The 21,423-nt window shown below is 58.8% G+C and carries 18 protein-coding genes; 9 read left to right on the plus strand and 9 right to left on the minus strand.

Annotated elements, in window-relative coordinates; genetic code table 11:
• Nucleotides 1-32 precede the first annotated feature (32 nt).
• Both MO767_RS07350 and MO767_RS07355 read left to right on the plus strand, forming a co-directional pair.
• Nucleotides 33-1,094, plus strand: a complete 1,062-nt coding sequence (locus tag MO767_RS07350) for a calcium/sodium antiporter (protein WP_282479987.1) — start codon at nucleotides 33-35, stop codon at nucleotides 1,092-1,094.
• Entirely contained in the window at nucleotides 1,091-1,471 is a 381-nt protein-coding gene (locus tag MO767_RS07355; RefSeq protein WP_149630540.1) for a carboxymuconolactone decarboxylase family protein, read from the plus strand. Before MO767_RS07350 ends, MO767_RS07355 begins: the two co-directional genes overlap by 4 nt.
• On the opposite strand, the gene MO767_RS07360 is transcribed toward MO767_RS07355, so the two are convergent.
• The 5 genes from MO767_RS07360 to kdgD form a co-directional block, all read right to left on the minus strand.
• On the minus strand, nucleotides 1,468-2,409 hold the full coding sequence (locus MO767_RS07360) for an AEC family transporter (protein WP_282479988.1): 942 nt from the start codon (nucleotides 2,407-2,409) through the stop codon (nucleotides 1,468-1,470). The genes MO767_RS07355 and MO767_RS07360 overlap by 4 nt on opposite strands.
• 186 nt (nucleotides 2,410-2,595) lie before the next feature.
• The gene (gene garD / locus MO767_RS07365; protein ID WP_282479989.1) at nucleotides 2,596-4,149 is read right to left on the minus strand and encodes a galactarate dehydratase; all 1,554 of its coding nucleotides are present in this window, start codon (nucleotides 4,147-4,149) and stop codon (nucleotides 2,596-2,598) included.
• Nucleotides 4,150-4,160: 11 nt separating this feature from the next.
• On the minus strand, nucleotides 4,161-5,528 hold the full coding sequence (locus MO767_RS07370; RefSeq protein WP_282479990.1) for an MFS transporter: 1,368 nt from the start codon (nucleotides 5,526-5,528) through the stop codon (nucleotides 4,161-4,163).
• Between the two features lie 166 nt (nucleotides 5,529-5,694).
• Nucleotides 5,695-7,140, minus strand: coding sequence for an aldehyde dehydrogenase family protein (locus tag MO767_RS07375; RefSeq protein ID WP_282479991.1), 1,446 nt, complete (start codon nucleotides 7,138-7,140; stop codon nucleotides 5,695-5,697).
• Between the two features lie 74 nt (nucleotides 7,141-7,214).
• Entirely contained in the window at nucleotides 7,215-8,126 is a 912-nt protein-coding gene (gene kdgD, locus MO767_RS07380) for a 5-dehydro-4-deoxyglucarate dehydratase (protein WP_046045831.1), read from the minus strand.
• Between the two features lie 240 nt (nucleotides 8,127-8,366).
• Between kdgD and MO767_RS07385 the strand changes: the two genes are divergently transcribed.
• The 3 genes from MO767_RS07385 to MO767_RS07395 all read left to right on the plus strand — a co-directional run bounded on the left by MO767_RS07385 (nucleotide 8,367) and on the right by MO767_RS07395 (nucleotide 10,266).
• Nucleotides 8,367-9,668 (plus strand): phospholipase, encoded by a 1,302-nt coding sequence (locus MO767_RS07385; RefSeq protein ID WP_282479992.1) that lies wholly within the window; start codon nucleotides 8,367-8,369, stop codon nucleotides 9,666-9,668.
• A gap of 14 nt (nucleotides 9,669-9,682) precedes the next feature.
• On the plus strand, nucleotides 9,683-9,874 hold the full coding sequence (locus tag MO767_RS07390) for a hypothetical protein (RefSeq protein ID WP_282479993.1): 192 nt from the start codon (nucleotides 9,683-9,685) through the stop codon (nucleotides 9,872-9,874).
• Between the two features lie 167 nt (nucleotides 9,875-10,041).
• The gene (locus MO767_RS07395) at nucleotides 10,042-10,266 is read left to right on the plus strand and encodes a hypothetical protein (RefSeq protein WP_282479994.1); all 225 of its coding nucleotides are present in this window, start codon (nucleotides 10,042-10,044) and stop codon (nucleotides 10,264-10,266) included.
• On the opposite strand, the gene MO767_RS07400 is transcribed toward MO767_RS07395, so the two are convergent.
• The 4 genes from MO767_RS07400 to MO767_RS07415 all read right to left on the minus strand — a co-directional run bounded on the left by MO767_RS07400 (nucleotide 10,263) and on the right by MO767_RS07415 (nucleotide 14,796).
• Nucleotides 10,263-11,012: a FadR/GntR family transcriptional regulator gene (locus tag MO767_RS07400; RefSeq protein ID WP_046045828.1), complete on the minus strand. Its 750-nt coding sequence runs from the start codon at nucleotides 11,010-11,012 to the stop codon at nucleotides 10,263-10,265. The genes MO767_RS07395 and MO767_RS07400 overlap by 4 nt on opposite strands.
• Before the next feature lie 137 nt (nucleotides 11,013-11,149).
• Entirely contained in the window at nucleotides 11,150-12,877 is a 1,728-nt protein-coding gene (locus MO767_RS07405) for an ABC transporter ATP-binding protein/permease (protein WP_282479995.1), read from the minus strand.
• A gap of 97 nt (nucleotides 12,878-12,974) precedes the next feature.
• Nucleotides 12,975-13,541 (minus strand): response regulator transcription factor, encoded by a 567-nt coding sequence (locus MO767_RS07410; RefSeq protein WP_008148925.1) that lies wholly within the window; start codon nucleotides 13,539-13,541, stop codon nucleotides 12,975-12,977.
• Nucleotides 13,534-14,796, minus strand: a complete 1,263-nt coding sequence (locus MO767_RS07415) for an ATP-binding protein (RefSeq protein WP_046045825.1) — start codon at nucleotides 14,794-14,796, stop codon at nucleotides 13,534-13,536. Before MO767_RS07415 ends, MO767_RS07410 begins: the two co-directional genes overlap by 8 nt.
• Before the next feature lie 209 nt (nucleotides 14,797-15,005).
• On the opposite strand from MO767_RS07415, the gene MO767_RS07420 reads away from it, so the two are divergent.
• From MO767_RS07420 to MO767_RS07435, 4 genes are all read left to right on the plus strand, one after another.
• Nucleotides 15,006-15,722 (plus strand): SIMPL domain-containing protein, encoded by a 717-nt coding sequence (locus tag MO767_RS07420; RefSeq protein ID WP_282479996.1) that lies wholly within the window; start codon nucleotides 15,006-15,008, stop codon nucleotides 15,720-15,722.
• A gap of 576 nt (nucleotides 15,723-16,298) precedes the next feature.
• On the plus strand, nucleotides 16,299-17,924 hold the full coding sequence (locus MO767_RS07425; RefSeq protein ID WP_282479997.1) for an ABC transporter substrate-binding protein: 1,626 nt from the start codon (nucleotides 16,299-16,301) through the stop codon (nucleotides 17,922-17,924).
• A gap of 309 nt (nucleotides 17,925-18,233) precedes the next feature.
• Nucleotides 18,234-19,835, plus strand: a complete 1,602-nt coding sequence (locus MO767_RS07430; protein ID WP_282479998.1) for an ABC transporter substrate-binding protein — start codon at nucleotides 18,234-18,236, stop codon at nucleotides 19,833-19,835.
• Between the two features lie 171 nt (nucleotides 19,836-20,006).
• Nucleotides 20,007-21,419 carry an OprD family porin gene (locus MO767_RS07435; RefSeq protein WP_282479999.1) on the plus strand — a complete coding sequence of 471 codons (1,413 nt, stop codon included), beginning with the start codon at nucleotides 20,007-20,009 and terminating at the stop codon, nucleotides 21,417-21,419.
• The last annotated feature ends 4 nt before the right edge of the window (nucleotides 21,420-21,423 follow it).

Consider the following 21,423-nt stretch of genomic DNA (forward strand, 5'->3'; position numbering starts at 1 on the left):
TTTTCGGACTTGCCGATTTACCCCTGATCAGCGTGATTGAATTGCTCAGCGGCTTGCTGTTGCTGATCGCCGGCGCCGAGTTGATGGTGCGCGCCGCCGTGCGCCTCGCCGCGCGCCTGCATGTACGACCGCTGATTATCGGCCTGACCATCGTCGCCCTCGGCAGCAGCGCACCGCAGATGGCGGTCAGCCTGCAGGCGACCCTGGCGCAGAACGCCGACATCGCCGTCGGCAGCGTGATCGGCAGTAGCATCTTCAACATCCTCGTCACCCTCGGTCTCTCGGCGCTGATCATCCCGCTGCGGGTTTCACGGCAACTGGTGCGCCTGGATATCCCGCTGATGATCGGCGCCAGCCTGCTGGTGTTCGTATTGGCGTGGAACGAAGAACTGACCCGCGCCGATGGCGTGATGCTGCTGGCGGCACTGGTGCTGTATCTGGGCCTGCTGCTGCGCCAGTCGCGGCACTCGACCCGCCCGCAAACGATGACCCACGAAGTCCCGCAAGCGCCATGGATCAGCAGTCTGCTGATGATCGTCGCGGGATTGGCGATGCTGGTCTACGCCGGGCACTTGCTGCTGGGCGCGGCGGTTTCGGTCGCGACCGATCTGGGGTTGTCGGAGCGGATCATCGGCCTGACCATCGTCGCCGTCAGCACCTCCCTGCCGGAACTGGCCACCTCGTTGATCGCCGCCTGGCGTGGTGAGCGCGACATCGCCGTGGGCAACGTGATCGGCAGCAACCTGTTCAATCTCCTGGGCGTGCTGGGCTTCACCGCGTTGGTCGCGCCGTCGCCGCTGTCGGTATCGCCCAACGCCCTGGATTTTGACTTGCCGGTGATGCTCGGTGTCGCGGCGTTGTGCCTGCCGGTGTTCTATTCCGGTTACCGGGTGACCCGCGCCGAAGGTCTGGTGTTTTTGGGTTTGTATTTGGCTTACGGTCTGCACGTGGTGTCGTTTACCACCGGCATGCCGCTGGCCGGCAAGCTTGAACACCTGATGCTGTTTTTTGTCCTGCCGGCGCTGATGGCGTTTTTGCTGTTCACGTCGCTGCGCGCCTGGCGTCGCCAACACCACAATAAGGATTTGCCATGACCGATGATAAAAAGCCTGGGGTTGAAGTCCGTCGCCAAGTGATGGGCGACGCCTTCGTCGACCGCGCGCTGGGCAATGCCACCGAGTTCACGCAACCGCTGCAGGATTTCGTCAACGAGCACGCCTGGGGCAGCGTCTGGAACCGTGAAGGTTTGCCATTGAAAACCCGCAGCCTGATCACCCTCGCCGCGCTGACCGCGTTGAAGTGCCCGCAGGAATTGAAAGGTCACGTGCGTGGCGCGCTGAACAATGGCTGCACCGTGGAAGAGATTCGTGAAGCGCTGCTGCATTGCGCGGTGTATGCCGGTGTCCCGGCGGCCATCGATGCGTTTCGGGCGGCGCAGGAAGTGATCGACAGCTACCAGAAAGCCGACTAGATCCAGCCGCCCCACTGCAACAGGAAGATCCCGAGGTTGGTGGTGACCGCCGCCATCAACGTGGTGATCACGATGATCGCCGCCGCCAGTTCGTGATTGCCATTGGCCTGACGGGCCATGACAAAACTGGCCGCGGCGGTCGGGCTGCCGAAGTACAGGAACAGAATCCCCAACTCCGCACCACGAAAGCCCCAGAGCCACGCACCCAGCGTCGCCAGAACCGGCAGGCCGATCATTTTCACCAGACTTGAGCTGAGCGCCATGTTGCCGCTTTTGCGCAGCGCTGCCAGCGACAACGTGCCGCCGATGCAGATCAGCGCCAATGGCAAGGTGGTTTGCGCCAGATATCGGCCGGACGTCTCCAGCCATCCCGGCAAGCTGATCTTGAAGTAGGCAAACGGCGCCGCTGCAAACACGCTGATGATCAGCGGATTGACCATCACGCTTTTGCAGATGCTCCAAGGGTCGGACTTGATCACCGGGCTGTACACCGCCAGCACAATGGTCGAGAGCGTGTTGTAAAACAGGATGACCAACGCCGCGAGAATCGCCCCGAGGGATATCCCGTAGTCGCCGTACATGCTCGCCGCCAATGCGAGGCCGATCACCCCGTTGTTGCCGCGAAAGGCGCCCTGGGTGTAGATCCCCCGGTCTTCCCGCGGGCACTTCCAGATCGCCCAACCCCAGGCGATGGCGAAACACGCCAGAGTGGCGAGCGAGAAGTAAATGAGCAGCGCCGGTTGCAACGCGGCATGCAGGTCGGCATGCAGGATGCCCAGAAACAGCAACGCCGGCATGGTGACGTTAAACACCAGGGCCGACGCAGTGTGGATGAAGTTGTCGTTGATCCAGTCAATGCGCTTGAGCAGCGCCCCCAGAAACAGCATGGCAAACACCGGCGCGGTGATGTTCAGGGTTTCGAGGAAAATTGCCAGCATGCCGGGGATAACCTTGGGTGAGCGTCGTTAGGGGGCTAATGATAAGCCACTAGGGACTCCGCCGTCTGGTAGACCGCTTTCGCGAGCAGGCTCACTCCCACAGGGGATCTTCGATGTCCACGCAATTTGTGCAACAAAGAAGATCCCCTGTGGGAGCGAGCTTGCTCGCGATGCAGGCGACTCGGTCTACGTAATCGGCGCCGGGTTGAACAAGGTGATGTCGTTATGCAGCTTGTGTTTCTCGGCCCAGGTTTGCTTCTTGCCGCTGGCCACATCCAGGTAGTAGTGAAACAACTCCCAGCCAAGGTCCTCAATCGACGCCCGCCCGGTCGCAATCCGTCCGGCATCGATGTCGATCAGGTCTGGCCATCGCTGCGCCAGCTCGGTCCGGGTCGACACCTTCACCACCGGCGCCATCGCCAACCCATACGGCGTGCCACGTCCGGTGGTGAACACGTGCAGATTCATCCCCGCCGCCAGTTGCAACGTCCCGCAGACAAAATCACTGGCCGGGGTCGCACAGAAGATCAGCCCTTTGCGCTTGAACCGCTCACCAGGACCCAGCACCCCGTTGATCGCGCTGCTGCCGGATTTGACGATCGAGCCCAGGGACTTCTCGACAATGTTCGACAACCCGCCCTTCTTGTTGCCCGGCGTGGTGTTGGCGCTGCGATCCGCTTCGCCCTTGGCCAGGTAACGGTCGTACCAGTCCATCTCGCGCACCAGTTCCTGAGCGACTTCTTCTGTTTCCGCACGTGAAGTCAGCAGGTAAATCGCATCGCGCACTTCGGTGACTTCGGAAAACATCACCGTCGCGCCGGCTCGCAATAACAGGTCCGATGCATAACCCAACGCAGGGTTGGCGGTGATGCCGGAAAACGCATCGCTACCGCCGCACTGCATACCGAGAATCAACTCGGACGCCGGCACGGTTTCCCGGCGACGCAGATCGAGCTTCTTCAAACGGGTCTCGGCCAACGCCATGATCTGCTCGATCATCTCGGTGAAACCGTGACTGGAATCCTGCAAGCGGTACAACCACGGATCGCTCAAATCCACCGAGCTGTCGTTCTCGTGCATCACCTGTCCGGCCTGCAATTTCTCGCAGCCCAGGCTGATGACCAAGGCCTCGCCACCCAGGTTCGGGTTGCGCGCCAGATTGCGCACCGTACGAATCGGGATGTACGCGTCAGTCGCGGTAATCGCCACCCCACAGCCGTAGCTGTGGGTCAACGCGACCACGTCATCGACGTGCGGATACTTGGGCAGCAACTCGTCCTTGATGCGCTTGACCGCATGGTCCAGCACGCCGGTGACGCACTGAACCGTCGTGGTAATCCCGAGAATGTTGCGCGTGCCGACGGTGCCGTCGGCGTTGCGATAACCCTCGAACGTGAAGCCTTCCAGCGGTGCCTGCGCCGCCGGCACTTCGGTGGACAGCGGCAAGCTGTCCAGCGGCGGCGCGGTGGGCATGCGCAGTTGATCTTCCTTGACCCAGCTGCCGCGCGGAATCGGCTGCAACGCGTAGCCGATGGTCTGGCCGTAACGAATCACCTGGCCGCCTTCGGGAATGTCTTCCAGGGTGACCTTGTGGCTCTGTGGCACGAAGTCCACGGTGACCAGGCCGTCCGGAAATTCGGTACCGGCCGGCACGCCTTGGTCATTGACCACGATCACGACGTTGTCCCGCTCGTGCAGGCGGATGTAGCGCGGCGAGTCGGAATGTTCAATCAACTGCATGACGCCGCTCCTCAGGAATGCGCTTGAGACAATTTGTTATTGGTTTCAGGACCGCCGACTGGCGGCTCCTTGAGTACCACACGTTTGATCGGACCAACGATTACCAGGTAGCTGAACACCGCGACCAGTGCGTTGCAACCGACAAACACCAGCGCCCATTTGAACGAGCCGGTGGAACTGATGATGTAACCGATGACGATCGGCGTAGTGATGGAAGCGATGTTGCCGAACATGTTGAACAGGCCGCCACTCAAACCGGCGATCTGCTTCGGCGAGGTGTCGGACACCACCGCCCAGCCCAGTGCGCCAACGCCTTTACCGAAGAATGCGAGGGCCATGAAGCCGACGACCATCCATTCAACGTCCACGTAGTTACAGGCCACGATGCTGCTGGAGACCAACAAGCCAGCAATGATCGGCGCCTTGCGGGCGAAAGTTAGGGAATGTCCCTTGCGCAGCAGGTAGTCGGAAATCACGCCTCCGAGCACACCACCGATAAAGCCGCAGATCGCCGGCAACGAGGCAATGAAACCCGCCTTGAGGATGGTCATGCCGCGTTCTTGCACCAGGTACACCGGGAACCAGGTCAGGAAGAAGTAGGTGATACCGTTGATGCAGTACTGGCCCAGATACACACCAAGCATCATGCGGTTGGTCAGCAACTGGCGGATGTAATCCCACTTCGGTCCATCGACCTTTTTGCCTTTGCCCTTGTCCTGGTCCATGTCGACCATGCCGCCGTTGTCGGCGATGTGTTTGAACTCGGCGTCATTGATCATCGGATGCTGACGCGGGCTGTGGATAACCTTCAGCCAGATCCCCGAGAAGATGATGCCGATCACGCCCATGACGATGAACACGTGCTGCCAGCCGAAGCTGTAAACGATCCACCCCATCAGCGGCGCAAACAGCACCGTGGCGAAGTATTGCGCCGAGTTGAAAATCGCAGACGCCGTACCGCGTTCGGCGGTCGGGAACCAGGCCGCAACGATGCGCGCGTTACCGGGGAAGGATGGCGCTTCGGCCAGGCCCACCAGGAAGCGCAGCATGAACAGCGCAACCACCGCCGTGGACATGCCGAACTCACCGACATAGCCCTGCAACACGGTGAACAGCGACCAGGTGAAGATGCTGAGCGCGTAGATTTTTTTCGAGCCGAAACGGTCCAGCAGCCAGCCACCGGGAATTTGCCCGGCCACGTAGGCCCAACCGAATGCGGAGAAGATATAACCGAGAGTGACCGCGTCGATGCCGAGGTCTTTTTGCAGGCTGGAGCCCGCGATGGCGATGGTAGCCCGGTCGGCGTAGTTGATCGTGGTCACCAGAAAAAGCATGAGCAAAATCAAATAGCGGACGTGGGTCGGCTTGGTCGCTTGCATGTAGATGTACTCCCACTGATTATTTTTATGCGGGTAATAACAATTTCTTGCCGGATCTGGCTTTTGTGGGAGCCGGGCTTGCCCGCGATGCAGGCGCCGCGCAGTGTCAGAATCAACGCGGTGATGCTATCGCAGGCAAGCCAGCTCCCACAGGTACGGCGGTGTATCAGGAACCGATGTAGGAGGTCTTCACCACGGTGTAGAACTCTTGCGCGTAGCGACCTTGCTCGCGAGACCCATAGGATGAACCTTTACGCCCACCGAATGGAACGTGGTAATCCACGCCCGCCGTCGGCAGGTTGACCATCACCATCCCGGCCTGGGAGTGGCGTTTGAAGTGGTTGGCGTACTTCAACGACGTGGTGGCGATGCCCGCCGACAGACCGAACTCGGTGTCGTTGGCCATGGCCAGCGCGGCCTCGTAATCCGCGACGCGAACCACGTTGGCCACCGGGCCGAAGATCTCTTCGCGGCTGATGCGCATCGCAGCTTCGCTGTCGGCAAACAGGGTTGGCGCGAGGTAATAGCCTTCGGTATCGCAGGTCACCAGACCGCCGCCGCTGACCAGACGTGCACCCTCGGACTGGCCGATGTCGATGTACTTCATGTCCTGTTCAAGCTGCGCTTGCGAGACGACCGGACCAATGTCGGTGCCGGTTTTCAACGCGTGACCGACCTTGATCGACTTCATGCGCTCAGCCACGGCTTCGACGAATTTGTCGTGAATACCGGCAGTGACGATGAAGCGGCTCGAAGCCGTGCAACGCTGGCCGGTGGAGTAGAACGCGCTCTGTACCGACAGCTCGACCGCTTGCTTGAGGTCGGCGTCGTCGAGAATGATCTGCGGGTTCTTGCCGCCCATTTCCAGCTGAACCTTGGCCTGACGCGACACGCAGCTGACGGCGATCTGACGACCGACGCCCACGGAACCGGTGAAGCTGATGCCGTCGACTTTCGGGCTCTGCACCAGCGCATCGCCAACCACACGACCGCTGCCCATCACCAGGTTGAACACGCCGGCGGGGAAGCCTGCGCGGGAGATGATTTCGGCCAGCGCCCAGGCGCAACCCGGCACCAGATCCGCCGGTTTCAGCACGACGCAGTTGCCGTAGGCCAGAGCCGGGGCGATTTTCCACGCAGGGATGGCGATCGGGAAGTTCCATGGCGTAATCAGACCGACCACACCCAGCGCTTCGCGAGTCACTTCGACGTTCACACCCGGACGTACCGACGGCAAGTAATCGCCGGACAGACGCAGGGTTTCACCGGCGAAAAACTTGAAGATGTTCCCGGCGCGGGTCACTTCGCCGATGGCTTCGGGCAGGGTCTTGCCCTCTTCCCGAGCCAGCAAGGTGCCGAGTTCTTCGCGGCGAGCAAGGATTTCAGTGCCAACTTTATCCAGGGAATCGTGACGCGCCTGAATGCCCGAAGTGGACCACGCCGGGAACGCGGCGCGAGCGGCGTCGATGGCGGCGTGAACCTGAGCCAGATCGGCTTTGGCGTATTCGCCAATGGTGTCGGTCAATTCGGACGGGTTGATATTGGTGGAGTAATCGCTACCCGCAACCCATTCACCATTGATGTAGTTATCAAAACGCTTTGCATTTGTCACGGGCTGTCCCTCAAAACAAAAAGACCTTACGCAAAAGGCCGCTGAATACTCAGCAGCCTTGTTAATCGGGTGTGTTACTGCGCACCTTGCTTGTCGATCAGCGCGGCGAGCATTTCGTACTCTTCGCCCGTCAGATCGGTCAGCGGCGCACGCACAGGACCTGCGTCATAGCCGACAATTTTTGCCCCGGCCTTGACGATGCTCACCGCGTAGCCCGCTTTGCGGTTACGGATGTCCAGGTACGGCAGGAAGAAGTCGTCGATGATCTTGCCGACGGTGGCGTGATCTTCGCGGGCAATGGCGTGGTAGAAATCCATCGCGGTTTTCGGGATGAAGTTGAACACCGCCGAGGAGTAAACCGGCACGCCCAAAGCCTTGTAAGCCGCGGCGTAGACTTCAGCTGTCGGCAAACCGCCCAGGTAGCTGAAGCGATCACCGAGGCGGCGACGGATCGACACCATCAACTCGATATCGCCCAGGCCATCCTTGTAGCCGATCAGGTTCGGGCAGCGCTCGGCCAGACGTTCCAGCAGCGGCGCGGTCAGGCGGCAGACGTTGCGGTTGTAAACCACCACGCCGATTTTTACCGATTTGCACACGGCTTCAACGTGGGCGGCAACGCCGTCCTGGCTGGCTTCGGTCAGGTAGTGCGGCAGCAGCAACAGGCCTTTGGCGCCCAGGCGCTCGGCTTCCTGTGCGTATTCGATGGCTTGACGAGTCGAGCCGCCAACGCCGGCCAGAATCGGCACGCTGGTTTCACAGGTGTCGACGGCAGTCTTGATGATTTCCGAATATTCGCTGGCCGCCAGAGAGAAGAACTCACCGGTGCCGCCCGCGGCGAACAATGCCGAGGCGCCGTATGGGGCCAGCCATTCGAGACGTTTGATGTAGCCAGCGCGGTGGAAATCGCCCTGAGCATTGAAATCGGTAACCGGGAAAGACAACAGACCGGAAGAGAGGATGGACTTCAGTTCTTGTGGATTCATTATTCGAACACCCTGGGTAGCGACGTATGTGTGTGTGAGAAAACCGTTCAGCCTGCGCCGAAGTTGTATGTCATCGTACAACTTAAATAATAACCGTCAACTGCATTTCATCGCCAACCGCAGAATTTGGGTCGGAAAGGTATTTTCTTGACGTAGGAAATTTCTCATCTATGATCCAGATGACTGTATATGCATACAGTTATTTTTTGATTGTACCGACGACATATCAAGGAGATAGAAATGTCAGGTCTACACGCACAACCGAAGGAAAAACCAAAACAGGTCATCGCCGAACTGGATGATCTTTTTACCGAGCATGGCATCGCCATCGTCGAGAACAGTTCGCTGATTTTGCATCTCGGTGAACACAATGACGCGCCTCACGGTCCCACCGCCCCTGTCGGTAAAGCCTTGAAAAGCAAGCCGCAGCTAAGGTTCGAGGGCGGCGAACACACCGCCATCGGCGACAGCACCCTGCTGCGTTTCGTGAAGGATGCGCCCGCTATCCCCGCCTCACAGGTAGAGCTGCATTTACCCAATGGACTAGCGCTGACCTACGGCCAGGTCGTTGCGCTGGGCGGGGATTTTTATGGCATTCCCGATCAACCTGTCAGCGAAGGCGCCACCGCTGCGGATCGAATCCAGCGCTTTGCCAATGCCTTCAACTCGCTGGCAGTACTGCCGGCCGCCAATGCCGAGGCCAAGCTGATCCTCGGTGTCATGCAAAAGGAAATCGCCGCGGTCAAGCAGGCGATCAAGGACGGTAAACAACCTCACGAAGCCTATGACGCCCTCGGTGATACGTTGTCGGAAGAGTGGAACAAAATCACTGGCGGCGGCAGTATCGTTTCGGCGTTGTTCCCATTTGGCCGCTACCTGAAACTGGCCGCCAACAATGCCGATCACTTCGCCGAATGGGCGCTGCTGGCCTATATCGCCGGGCACACCGCAGCGGTGCAACAAGCGGTGCTGGCCCACACCAGCGGCGATGAAAAGCAGCTGGAGTTGGCCTATGCGATGAACGCTTTTGCCGATCACTACCTGACCGACCTGTTTTCCGCCGGCCACCTGCGAGTGCCGCGCAAACAACTGGCAGCGGTGGTTACACCCAGCGATCTGGGTTCGTTGATCACGCGTTTCATGCACGACGAAGACAGCAAATTCGGCCTCAATGTGCGCAATGGCAACGGCGATCAATGGCGCGCGTATGGGGACAAGCGCTACTTCGACGCCCTCTCCAGCGCCAATCGCGCCCAGGTGAATCAAGCTGTTCAGGTGTCTGCGGATGAAGTGTTCGCGGCGTATCTCAGTGGAATCGCCCCATCGGCCGGCCAATTCGGCGCCTTGAAAAAGATGCCTGATCTGCAAGCAGTACTGAACCTGGCGACCAACTTCTCGCCGCTGTTCAGGGTCGAGGGCAACAAGGTGCTGCGACGCAAGGACGTCAACAACCTGAACGACACCGCCACCGTGGATGACTGGTGGGGCTGGAGCACTTATTTGCTGCTCAAGGATTACAAACCCACTGGCAACATTGCCTGATAAGGAGATCGATGATGACTATCAAATTGAAACTGGAATTGGCTTCGGGGCAATCGCTGAAGGGTGCGCCGTTGGAGTTGTTGGCCAAGGGAGTGCCGATTGCCCGGGCGGTGGTTGATGAGCATGGGCATGTGGCATTCGATGCCAAGGCTGGGGCTTCTGAGTGGACCGTGAGGGTGGATCGTTCGATTCTCAGGACCGGCTGATTCCCCGCACCTGATCGTTCCCACGCTCTGCGTGGGACCGATCTACATCACAGCGCAAGGTGCAGACTGACACTGACCGCTCATCGAAACTGTTATTTCTTACAGTTTCGAATCCTCTGCCTCCGAGGCTTAATCGGGCAGTCAATCACTACATAGGTAAATACCCCATGAGCACAATCCACCGGTTTAACTTTCCTGCCAAAACCAAACATGCAGCTCTAGAGTTGCCATCAGATTTTGACCTGAATGTGAGCGTGGACAACATCGTCGAGTTTGAAACACTGCCCGGTCAGTACTGGAAAATCACCCTGAAGATATTCAAGGTATTGCTGAACAACACCGTTGAGTATGTCGATTACAAAACGGTCGAGGTAGAAGATCCTTACCCCTAGCCTCGCTGCGCCTCCGCCTCTTCATGCGCATGGCGCAGCCGCTCCCGGCTGTTCGTCAGATGCAAACGCATCGCCGCTCGGGCCGCATCCGAATCCTGGCGCGCAATCGCGTCGTAAATCTCTTCGTGCTCACGGCTCAGACGATTCATGTAGTGCTGCTGATCGTCATGGGCCAGACGCGCCGAGTTCAGGCGTGTACGCGGAATGATGCTGGTGCCCAGGTGGGTCATGATGTCGGTGAAATAGCGGTTGCCCGTCGCTAGGGCGATTTGCAGATGGAACTGGAAGTCGGACGCCACGGCATCGCTGGCATGCGAGACACTTTCATTCAATGCATCCAGCGCCGCTCGCATCAACGCCAACTGCTCGGGGCTGCGGCGTTGCGCGGCGAGGCCAGCGGATTCCACTTCGAGGCTGATGCGCAGTTCCAGAATCGCCAGCACGTCACGCAGCGTGACCACAGTCGCCGGGTCTATGCGGAAACCGCTCGGACTTGGAGTGTCGAGCACGAAGGTACCGATGCCGTGGCGGGTTTCAACCTGCCCCGCCGCCTGCAAACGGGAAATCGCTTCGCGCACCACGGTGCGGCTGACGCCATGGGCATCCATGATCGCCGACTCGGTGGGCAACTTGTCGCCACGTTTGAGGTGGCCGTCGCGGATCTGCTCGGACAGCACCGTCACCAGTTCCTGAGCGAGGCTGCGGCGCTTGCGAGGGAGGCGTGGTGCGTCGATCGGGTTTTCCATGGGGAACGTCTTTCTCGAAAGTTGCGACTGAAACCGCATCATAGCTCAACGTGGTTGTACGATCACCGTCGGGGTGAACACCACAACCCCTCTTGTGGGAGCGAGCCTGCTCGCTCCCACAAGAGGGGTTGTGGTGTTTATGCCGTCACGGCCTGGTCCACCAGATGGCCATTCTCGATACGAACATGCCGTGGATGGAAGCGCTTCAGGCTGCTGCGATGCCCGACGCTGACAATGCTCAACCCCGGAATCTCATCGATCAAGGCCTGATACAGCGACGCTTCGTCCTCCTCGTCCATCGCCGAGGTCGCTTCGTCCATATACAGCCATTGCGGTGCGTAAAGCAGCGCACGAGCGAAGGCCAGACGTTGCTGCTCACCCGGCGACAACATGCGCTGCCAGTGATTGGCTTCATCAAGACGCGACACTAAATGCGGCAAACGGCAGGCTTCCAGCACATGCACGTAGCGTTCGTGCGGATACGTATCGCCAGACTGTGGATAACTCAGCGCTTCACGCAACGTGCCAATCGGCAGATAGGGTTTTTGCGGCAGGAACAAATAACGCGCCGCCGGCAGACGAATGCTGCCGTGGCCAGCCGGCCACAGATGCCCCATCGCCCGCAGCAAGGTCGACTTGCCGCTGCCGGAACGGCCGCTGAGCATGACGCGCTCGCCCTCTTCCACAGTCATGTCGGCGCTGGTCAGCAGATGACGACCATCCGCCAGGTCGAGGCCGAGGTTGTGCATCTTCAACGCTGAACCTGAATTCTGCACGTCGATGGCCGGCGCCCGCTCTTCGTTGTCGGTCATGGCCTGGCGGAAACTCAGCAGTCGATCACAGGTGGCGCGCCACGCGGCGAGATTCTGATACGCACTGATAAACCAGCTGAAACTCTCCTGCACGTTGCCGAACGCCGAACTGATTTGCATCAGATCGCCGAGTTCGATCTTGCCAGCGAAGTAACGCGGTGCCGCGACCATGAACGGAAAGATGATAGCGGCCTGGCTATAACCGGCGGTGAAGAACGTCAGACGCTTGGACACCTTCATGATGTCCCAGAAGTTGTGCCAGACCATCCCGAAACGGTAGCTCAAGCGACGGTTTTCATTGGGCTCGCCGTTGTACAGCGCAATGCTTTCGGCGTTTTCGCGAATCCGCACCATGGAAAAACGCAGGTCGGCTTCGAAACGTTGTTGTTGGTTGTTCAAACCGATCAAGCGACGACCAATCAAATGCGTCAGCCAGCTGCCGATCACGGCATAGACCAGCACACACCAGAACATGTAGCCGGGAACGGTGAAACCGAACACTTCGATACTGCCCGACACGCCCCACAGAATGATCGAGAACGACACCAGGCTGACAATGTTGCGAAGCAAACCAATGCCCAGTTCCAGGGTGTTCGAGGTGAAGTTGTTGAGGTCTTCGGAAATCCGCTGGTCCGGGTTATCGGTGTAACCGCCCTGTTCCAGCTGGTAGTAATTCTTGTTGCCGAGCCAGCGGGCAAAATGCTTTTCGGTGAGCCAGGCTCGCCAGCGGATGGTCAGCATCTGGGTCAGATAGAGCCGGTAGACGGCACCGATGATTGCCACCGCCGCAATCCCGCAGAAATACAGGATCAGCCGCCAGAAGGCCGCCTCGTCCTTTTGTTGCAGGGCGTTGTAAAAATCCTTGTACCAGGTGTTGAACCACACCGAGATCCCCACGCTGACCAGCGACAGCGCGATCACAGCGATCAGCAACGTCCAGGCCTTGCCCTTCTCTTCACTGCGCCAGTAAGGCGTGATCATCGCCCAGACTTTGCGAAAAAACTGCCCGCGCACAGCATCGTTGACCGCGGAATATTCAGCGTTCTGATTCATGGATAAGGCTCGATAAAGAAAAGAACACACACGAACCGATCATAGATGATCGGTTCGGTTTGTCGCGAGGAGCGGCCCGCATTCGTTCAGCGCAGGTTCAGCGACGAACGGGACGCTTCTGCAGTTTGCGCTGCAGCGTGCGGCGGTGCATGCCCAGGGCGCGGGCAGTGGCGGAGATGTTGCCTTCGTGTTCGGTCAGCACGCGCTGGATGTGCTCCCACTGCAGGCGATCCACCGACATCGGGTTTTCCGGCACCAGCGTGTCGAGGTCGGCGTGCTCGGAGAGCAGCGCGGCCAGCACGTCATCGGCGTCCGCCGGTTTGCACAGGTAATTGCAGGCACCGCGCTTGATCGCCTCGACGGCGGTGGCGATGCTCGAATAACCGGTGAGGATTACCACGCGCATTTCCGGATCCAGCTCAAGCAGCTTGGGCAACAGCACCAGGCCGGAATCGCCGTCCATTTTCAGGTCCAGCGCGGCGTAGTCTGGCAGGTCGGCCTGAGCGATGGTCAAGCCTTCTTCGGCGGAACCGGCGGTGCTGACGCGAAAGCCGCGGCGGGCCATGGCACGGGCCATCACCCGGGTAAACGTTGCGTCGTCGTCGACCAGCAGCAAATGCGGCAGTTCTTCGCCTTCGCCTTCGACTTGGATCTCGTCACTCATGTTCGTCTCCTCGGGCGACACGGGGCAGGCGCAGCTCGGTGAGCGTGCCGCCTTCCTCATGACTGTAGAGTTTCACTGAGCCGCCAGCGCGTGTCACGCTGGCCTTGCTCAAAAACAGGCCCAGGCCGAAACCTTTGCCCTTGGTGGTAAAAAACGGCTTGCCGATCTGCTCGGCGATGGCCAGTGGCACACCGGCGCCGTGGTCGCGAATGCTGATGGTCAAATCCTCGGCATTCCAGTCCAGCGTCACTTGTAGCCCTTCGGGGCAAGCGTCGGCGGCGTTGTTGAGCAAATTCAGCAGCGCCTGGGTCAGGTCCGGCGGCGGTGCCATGCGCGGCACGGTGCCTTGACCCAAGCGCTGGAAGCGATAACTGGCTTCCGGGCGCATCAGGTGCCAGCGGTTCAGCGCTTCGTCGAGCCAATCAGTGACGTCCTGCATCTCCACGGCCAAGCGGCGATTGGCCTCGGCGGCGCGCACCAGTTGCTGCAAGGTTTCTTTGCACAGTTTGACCTGATCCTGCAGCACGCTCAGGTCGTCCTGCAACATCGGGTCGTGATGGTCCTGACGCATTTCCTTGAGCAACACGCTCATGGTCGCCAGCGGCGTGCCCAGTTCATGGGCCGCACCGGCGGCCTGGGTGGCGACGGCCAGCAGTTGCTGATCACGCAGGCCCTCTTCGCGACGGATGGCGCGCAGTTCTTCCTGACGGCGCAGCTCTTCGGCCATGCGTGCAGCGAAGAAGGTGATGACCGCTGCGGCCAGGGCGAAACTCAGCCACATCCCGTAAACCTGCAGGTTTTCCCGAGCGATCGGGAAGGTTTGCAGCGGATAGAAGCGGGCCAGCAGCAAGGTGTACATCGTCAATGCGATACCGGACAGAATCACCGAATAACGCCACGGCAAGGTCACGGCGGCGATGGTCAGCGGCACCAGGTAATAAGAGACGAAGGGGTTGGTCGAGCCTCCGGAAAAGTACAACAAGGCACTGTGGATAAACAGATCGCAGGCCAGTTGCACGGCGTATTCGAGTTCAGTAACCGGCCATGAGGTGCGCAGGCGAATCGCCGTGAACGCGCACAGCAACATCGAGCAACCGAGGGTCGCAGCCAGCTGGAACCAAGGCAGCGGCAGCAAGTTGAGCCAGTAGGCCAGGCCCACGGAACCGGCCTGAGCGGCCAACACCAATGTGCGGATGAACGTCAGCCGCCAGAGATTCTGGCGAGTAGCGGAAGTGATTTGAACGGGGGCGAGCATGAGCTCTCCTGATGAGTGCTCCAGGCGGATCGCACGGAGTATAACCAAGCACGGGGGCTGGCAGGCAAAAGTGCGGCAAACGGCCACAGGGTCGGACCGGATCATCTGTATAGAAGTTGTAACTGTGCGAACCGGATCATAAAAGCTAGAGTCTGATGGTTTCACGCAGGCTCGGACCCTAACCCCTGCGCAACGTCCAAGGAGTTTTCATGCACAGTTTCAGCCGCAGCGCCGCTCTTCTTGCCCTTAGCGTTGGCACCGTCGCCAGCCTCCCGGCCCTGGCCGCCGACGAACTTCATTACAACCAGATCGCCCTGCGTGCCGAAGTCAGTCAGGAAGTGGCCCGCGACCTGATGATCGTGACCCTCTACACCGAAGAACAAAACACCGACCCGGCCAAACTCGCCGCCGATGTCAGCACCACCATGAACAAAGCGCTGGCCCAGGCCAAACAGGTCAAGGAAGTCACCCTGCGCCAGGGCAGCCGCAACAGCTACCCGATCTACGACACCAAGGGCCAGAAAATCACCGGCTGGCGCGAACGCGCCGAACTGCGCCTGGAAAGCTCCGACTTCGCGGCGCTGTCGAAACTGACCGGCGAACTACTCACCGACCTGAAAATGGGCGGCATGGACTTCGCCATCGCCACACCAACCCGTAAGGCCAGCGAAGATGCGCTGCTTAATGAAGCCGTCACCGCGTTTAAAGCCCGTGCGCAATTGGCGACCGACGCGTTGGGTGGCAAGGGTTACAAAATCGTTAACCTGAATTTGAACAGCAACGGTTATCCACAACCGTACATGCGTGGGCCAATGATGATGAAAGCGGCGAGCATGGACAGTGCGCCGGTTACGCCTGAGGTTGAGGCGGGCACCAGCCAGGTCAGCATGACGGCAGATGGGGCAATTGAAGTATTAATGCCTTGATTCGATAACCCGTACACAAAAACGGCGATCACCGAAGTGATCGCCGTTTTTTATTGCCTGCGCAAAGCCAAGTCGGACCCGCAAGCAGCAAAGGTTGCACCCCCGGTACTACCAACACGCCCACGCAGCCCCCCACCAAATCCCAAAGCCAAAGCAACACCCCCAGATATCCACTGACAAACAGTAACGGAACAATCTGCCCCCACAGACACAACAACCCTTTAAACAACAAACACCTACCGACCAAACAAAAACTCAATCTCATTCACGCCCGCCTTCCCCATTCACACCCCTCAACGATGGGTATAAATAAGTAACACCTCGCTCCAACCGGGTGCGCCAGGCGCCCCGGCCGCCCTCTGACGGTGCGCGATTTGCACTGGAAAAAACCTGCGCAAACGGTCAAATGCTCCTGAATTTATACAAATGCGACATTAAGGTACGTTCGTACCACTGTTTAACGCCTGTCGTCGCTCAGGATCTTGCATTGGGTATGGCCCCTGCATAAGTATCCGCAGGCACGACTCACGAGGTCGTCCTCTAATTCCAAAAATGACAACAAATCATGAGGCCACCATGCTTAAACACGCGGTCATTCCGTTTTTAGTCGGCGCAGGCTTGTTAGCTAGCGCACCTTTCGCCCAAGCGGCGACTAACCTGGTGTTTTGCTCCGAAGGGAGCCCGGCCGGTTTTGATCCTGGTCAGTACACCACCGGAACCGACTTCGACGCCTCTGCAGAAACCATGTTCAACCGCCTGACTCAGTTCGAGCGCGGCGGCACCGCCGTTATTCCTGGTTTGGCGACCAAATGGGACATCTCCGATGATGGCCTGACTTACACCTTCCACCTGCGTGAAGGCGTCAAGTTCCATACCACCCCGTACTTCAAGCCGACTCGTGAGTTCAACGCCGACGACGTGCTGTTCACCTTTAATCGCATGATTAACAAGGATGATCCGTTCCGTAAGGCGTACCCAACCGAATTCCCGTACTTCACCGACATGGGGATGGATACCAACATCACCAAGATCGATAAAGTCGACGACAAAACTGTCAAGTTCACTCTGAAAGACGTCGACGCCGCGTTCATCCAGAACATGGCCATGAGTTTCGCTTCCCTGCAGTCCGCCGAGTACGCCGCCCAGCTGCTGAAAGAAGGCAAAGCCGCCGACATCAACCAGAAGCCGGTCGGCACTGGTCCGTTCGTGTTCAAGAGCTACCAGAAAGACTCCAACATCCGCTACACCGGGAACAAGGACTACTGGAAGCCTGACGACGTCAAGATCGACAACCTGATCTTCGCCATCACCACCGACCCGTCGGTACGTATCCAGAAGCTGAAGAAGAACGAGTGCCAGATCACTCTGTTCCCACGTCCGGCCGACCTGAAGGCTCTTCAGGAAGACAAGACTCTGAAAGTGCCTAACCAGGCTGGTTTCAACCTGGGTTACATCGCCTACAACGTGATGGACAAGATCAAGGGCAGCGATCAGCCGAACCCGATGGCCCAACTGAAAGTGCGTCAGGCACTGGACATGGCCGTCAACAAACAGCAGATCATTGATTCCGTTTACCAGGGTGCAGGTCAACTGGCCGTCAACGCCATGCCGCCAACCCAGTGGTCTTACGACACCACCATCAAAGATGCGCCGTACAACCCTGAGAAAGCCAAGGAGCTGCTCAAGGAAGCCGGCGTCAAGGAAGGCACCGAGATCAACCTGTGGGCGATGCCGGTGCAGCGTCCGTACAACCCGAACGCCAAGCTGATGGCTGAAATGCTGCAGTCCGACTGGGCCAAGATCGGTATCAAGGCCAAGATCGTGACCTACGAGTGGGGCGAGTACATCAAGCGCTCCAAAGGCGGCGAAAACGGCGCGATGCTGATTGGCTGGAGCGGCGACAACGGTGACCCGGACAACTGGCTGAACGTGCTGTTCGGCTGCGATTCTCTGGAAGGCAACAACTTCTCCAAGTGGTGCGACAAGAAGTTCGACGGCATCGTGAAAGAAGCCAAGCACACGACCGATCAGTCCAAGCGCACCGAACTGTACAAGCAGGCGCAACACGTCCTCAAAGATGCCGTTCCAATGACACCTATCGCTCACTCGACGGTGTTCCAACCCATGCGCGACAACGTGCAGGACTTCAAGATCAGCCCGTTTGGCTTGAACTCCTTCTACGGCGTCAGCGTCAGCAAATAAGGTTTTGCAACGGCGACGTTTTTGACGTCGCCGTTGTTTTATCTGCCGAGAAAGTAGGAAACCACCTACATCCAATTCCGCTGAGTATTACAGCAGCGGCGTCGGACGCGTTGCCATTTCCTACGAGTCTTTAGGACTCTACGTATTTACTGCCAGACCCACGGCTCCTACCGTCGGGTTCTGACCAGTTCGTGCGTGGGCTCTCGGTTATTGCTGCCTGCCATGGCTTGAGATCAATGATGCCTCCACGCCCACGGACGGGACGGTGGGTCATTGAAAAACACTTAGAGAAATAGAAAAGGGAGCGTCATGCGCCATACCTTGGTTTTATCCGCATTGCTGGGCACTGGCCTGTTGGCCGCCACTTCCATCAGCCAGGCCGCCAATAACAGCCTGGTGTTCTGCTCCGAAGGCAGCCCTGCTGGCTTCGACACCGCGCAGTACACGACCGCGACCGACAATGACGCCGCCGAGCCGTTGTACAACCGACTGGCAGAGTTCGAAAAAGGCGCCACCAACGTCGTACCGGGCCTGGCCACTCGCTGGGATATTTCCGAGGACGGTCTCAAGTACACTTTTCACCTACGCGAAGGGGTGAAATTTCACACAACCAAATACTTCACGCCGACCCGTGATTTCAACGCCGATGACGTGCTGTTCACGTTCAATCGCATGCTCGATCCACAGCAACCTTTCCGTAAGGCTTATCCGACCGAGTTCCCGTATTTCAACGGAATGAGCCTGAACAAGAACATCGCCAAGGTCGAAAAGACCGGGCCGCTGACCGTGGTCATGACGCTCAACAGCGTAGACGCCGCGTTCATCCAGAACATCGCCATGAGCTTCGCCGCCATCCTGTCCGCTGAATACGCCGACAAACTGCTGGCCGAAGGCAAGCCGAGCGACATCAACCAGAAGCCGATCGGCACTGGCCCGTTCGCTTTCAAGAGCTACCAGAAAGATTCCAACATCCGCTACACCGGCAACAAACAGTACTGGGACCCGAGCCGGGTCAAGCTCGACAACCTGATCTTCTCGATCAACACCGACGCTTCGGTGCGGGTGCAGAAGCTCAAGGCCAATGAGTGCCAGATCACCCTGAGCCCGCGCCCCGCCGACGTACCCGCGCTGAAGAACGACCCGGCACTCAAGCTCATCGAGAAGCCCGGTTTCAACCTGGGCTACATCGCCTACAACGTGCGCCACAAGCCTTTCGACCAGCTCGAAGTGCGCCAGGCGCTGGACATGGCGGTGAACAAGCAAGGGATTCTCAACGCCGTCTATCAGGGTGCCGGTCAACTGGCGGTCAACGCCATGCCACCGACCCAATGGTCCTACGACGAGACCATTAAAGACGCCGCCTACAACCCGGAAAAAGCCAAGGAATTGCTCAAGGCTGCCGGCGTGAAGGAAGGCACCGAAGTTACTTTGTGGGCGATGCCCGTTCAGCGTCCTTACAACCCGAACGCCAAGTTGATGGCCGAAATGCTCCAGGCTGACTGGGCAAAAATCGGCCTCAAAGTGAAGATCGTCAGCTACGAATGGGGCGAGTACATCAAGCGCACCAAGAATGGCGAGCATGACGTCAGCCTGATTGGCTGGACCGGTGACAACGGGGACCCGGACAACTGGCTCGGCACGCTTTACAGCTGCGACGCCATTGGCGGCAACAACTACTCCATGTGGTGCGATCCGGCTTACGACAAGCTGATCAAGCAGGCCAAGGTCGTCACCGACCGCGACCAGCGCACCGTGCTCTACAAACAGGCGCAGCAGTACCTCAAGCAGCAGGTACCGATTACGCCAGTCGCCCATTCGACGGTTAACCAGCCGTTGAGCGCCAAAATCGAAGGATTCAAGGTGAGTCCTTTCGGTCGTAACGTGTTCTCGGGCGTCAGCATAGAAAAATAACCGATTAGCCAAAAACGCTGGGGGCGCATTGCGCCCTCACGCAAGCGTATTGCCGTAATTCGCCAATCAGTCCCACAGCAAACGTTTGCGATGCCTTGAATGTTCTAAACCAAATAGTCGGATCACCAAAAAAGACCGGCATTAAAAAAAGAAAGAAAGGAGCTTCACCCCATGAAACTGAGTAGCACCGCGTTACTGGCCTTGGCCATCAGCAGCGTAACCGCCTCGGCGTACGCAGAAACCCAAAGCCAGGAATTCACCCCGGTGACGGTCAACACCAAAAGTGCACAAGCTGATGCAAAAGGCTTCGTCGAAGGTCAATCCATCTCCGGCACCACGCGCAACTGGTACGCCAACGAACAACTGCACCGTGGCGGCAAGTTCACTTACCGCAAAGACGGTGTAGCCACCCCGACTGATCGTCGTATCAACTGGGTTCAAGGCACCATCGTCAAATACAACTCGGGCTTCACCGAAGGCACCGTGGGTTTCAGCACTGAAGTGGCGGCCTACAACGCAGTCGCGCTGGGGCGTGATCGCGAGAACCTGGCCTCCAACAACGGTGGCGCACCGACCACTCGTCCTGGCGCGGGCAACAACCGTACCCTGACCAAGGAAGGCGGCGACGCTCAAGGTCAGTGGAGCAAACTGGGCCTGGCCAACGTCAAGGCGCGCGTCTCCAACACCACGCTGACTGCCGGCCGCATGAACTTCAGCAGCCCGCAGGTTGATGTAATCGGTAACCGTGCACTGCCTTCGAGCTTCCAGGGCGTCGCGGTCCACAGCGAAGAACTGAACAACCTGGCCTTCGACTTGGGCACCTTCGACCGCAACTCACCGCGTACCGAAGAGAGCCTGCGCAAGTTCCGTTCCGAATACGGCACCAGCAGCGCCGAAGCCGACCACGTGAACACCGGCGGTATCACCTACCAGCCATTCGCCAGCCTGACCACCAGCCTCTGGGGCACCCAGGCTGAAGACCTGTGGAACCAGTACTACTTCGGCGCCTCCCACGTACTGGGTGATAGCCAGGTCGTGAGCCTGACCACCGGCCTGAACTACTACAAAACCGTCGACGAAGGTAAAAAGCTGCTGGGCAAAATCGACAACCAAGCCGGCTCCCTGTCGTTCGGCCTGACTCACCAGGCCCACAGCCTGACCTTCTCGTACCAGGAAATTAACGGTAACGAGTACTTCGACTACCTGCACGAAACCAACGGCATCTACCTGGCCAACTCCCTGCTGTCGGACTTCAACGGCCCGAACGAGAAGTCCTTCCAAGTGGCCTACGGTCTGAACATGGCCGAGTACGGCGTGCCAGGCTTGAAGTTCAACATCTACCAGGCGCGTGGCTGGGGCATCGACGGTACTCACTACACCGGTACCGCCTATGACGTGAAAAACATGGACGGCGAAACCCACTACGAATACGGCATCGGTTCTACGTACGCCATACAGAGCGGCCCACTCAAGGCCACCACTGTTCGCGCGACCTACACCGCTCACCGCGCCAGTGAAAACCAGGGTGATGGCAGCATCAACGAGTTCCGTCTCGTGACCACCATCCCGTTCAACATTCTGTAATGCA

This window comes from Pseudomonas sp. UYIF39 (assembly GCF_029963765.1).
Classification (GTDB): domain Bacteria; phylum Pseudomonadota; class Gammaproteobacteria; order Pseudomonadales; family Pseudomonadaceae; genus Aquipseudomonas.